This is a genomic window from Planktothrix sp. FACHB-1355 (genome assembly GCF_014748295.1).
Taxonomy (GTDB): domain Bacteria; phylum Cyanobacteriota; class Cyanobacteriia; order Cyanobacteriales; family Aerosakkonemataceae; genus Aerosakkonema; species Aerosakkonema funiforme_A.
Genome location: NZ_JACJUP010001238.1, coordinates 1 through 1,983 on the forward strand (window position 1 = coordinate 1; position 1,983 = coordinate 1,983).

Genomic DNA, 1,983 nt, shown 5'->3' on the forward strand with positions numbered 1-1,983 from the left:
TAATTCATGAATTATCTCTACAGCCAGAGTATGCCTAAGCTTTATAGTTGACAAAAGAGGACAAATTGTGCTGTAAAACTAGCCGGAAACTCAGCCCAGTATCCTCAAGCACTCCAAGATCGAGACAAACGATCGCATCCCGGCATCATAGATGAATAATCGTGACCGCTGGCACTGACGAGTATTACTTCTGGTGTTTGCGAGTCGGCATAGAAAGTAGTTGTGTTGCTGTAATCGGCAACAATAGAACCACCGTTATGGACTTGTACGATCGCATCTAATCTTCCGCAAATATTAATTGTACTACCAACAGTAGTGTTAACCACAAGTATTTGGGAATCGGATGTTTGTGTTGTATTTGGCTGAGAGTCTATGTTGCTTGCATAACAGAGTAATTCATTGTCGATCCTAAAAGTTGAGTGAACTGTTCCTTGAGATTCACCTTCGCCCATCTCGAATGCACCTGCCACAACCTGACTGAAAATAAGCGTGACAGGAGATCCGATCCCTAAATTATTCGAGCGAACGGCGATCGTATCGTGAAAATATGCCGAACTAAAAGCAATAGCCACCAACTCACTATAATAGGTATCGTTCGTAACAGCTTTTGCATAGGCACCCAGCATCCCCATAGCAGCATTGCAGAAAGTCTCAGCACAGCTGCGTCCACCGCTACGATGTTCTGCGGTGACTTTTGCCGATGAATTTGTACTGAGAACGTTATTCAGCGTACCTGTATCTTGTTTTGATACTCCATCGCTGTACGCTTCGGACAAGCTTCTAACGCAATAAAAATTTGCCGTTTGAACTGGTACAGCAGACACTGCTGGCGTTATAATTCTTGCTTCGGTAAAATCGATCGCTAACTCTTTTAGACTCATCATCATATTTGCTTCCGCTCAAAATACTTGCAAGAGTAGACAAAGTTTAAATTGCTTTTCTTAAAAAGCTGGATGTTGCCAATTTGCTTAATTCGTGCTTTTTATTTCCCTCAAGCAACTTTTTCCCGATCGCCCAAACACTGGGGCCCTCTTAACTCACGAGATTCCTGCTTCACCAAACCTGCCACTGCTGCTTGTTGCAACGATATGAAAGCATCTAGGTCTTCCATATCGTACTTTTTCTGCAAAAGTCCCCTCAGTTGAGCTTCTGCTTCCAAACTTAGATAACCAGTTGTAAGAGCTTGTTGAACAACTTCGCGAATAAAAAACATGACACACCCTCACGAAAAACTGCGATAGAAAACCTAAATAGTACACACTGGTATCGAATTTGTATTATTTACCAGTATTCGTAAGTTTATTTGCATCACTCAGGGCGAGTAATTTAGGAAAGGGCTAGATTTAGTTTAGCGTTGCATTCGATAGCGGGTGCCGATCGAGTTTGATAAAATTTACCCGAACCCTTATACTGAGTAGTAGGTATAGGGTAGATTTATTGCAGCATTTAGCACCTTGTATTCAGCCATAACGCTGCCAAAGACTTTGCCGCTTCCCAAATTTAGTATAGAGAACATTTTCAAATAAAATATGCGAATTTAATCCCTTTAAAGCAAGTTAATCATCCGAAAGATTTTGCAATAATCCTAAACAAATTTTTTGAAAACCACAAATATGAAACCCAGACCATTAAAGCGTCTAATTTAGCTGACTTACTCATGCTAAATAGTATTCTAAAATACATTTATTGAAACATAAAGTATATTTTTTTACATTCGGATAAATAAAGTGCTAAGAGCTTTAATGAAAAGATTAAGTTTGGCTGTAAATATTTTGAGTCTGCGGACTTTTAATGTTCGCATCAAATTAGATCGGCCAAGCTGGTATAATTTCAACAATTTTGTTAAGCAAGTTCCTCTGTTACCACTCGGCGAAGAATCTCTGTCACTTCTGCTGCCATTCTGGCGTCCAGTTGAACTGCATCTCGACTCGCTCCCCGCAAAGCCATGCTTACAGTTCTTAACTTCACCGGCTTTGCCTCACC

At 40.5% G+C, this 1,983-nt stretch carries 2 protein-coding genes; both read right to left on the reverse strand.

Annotated features, from left to right (window positions below; genetic code table 11):
• Positions 1-104 precede the first annotated feature (104 nt).
• Positions 105-887, reverse strand: coding sequence for a hypothetical protein (locus H6S82_RS31155; protein WP_190462543.1), 783 nt, complete (start codon positions 885-887; stop codon positions 105-107).
• Between the two features lie 104 nt (positions 888-991).
• Positions 992-1,213 carry a hypothetical protein gene (locus H6S82_RS31160; protein ID WP_190462544.1) on the reverse strand — a complete coding sequence of 74 codons (222 nt, stop codon included), beginning with the start codon at positions 1,211-1,213 and terminating at the stop codon, positions 992-994.
• Between the last annotated feature and the right edge of the window lie 770 nt (positions 1,214-1,983).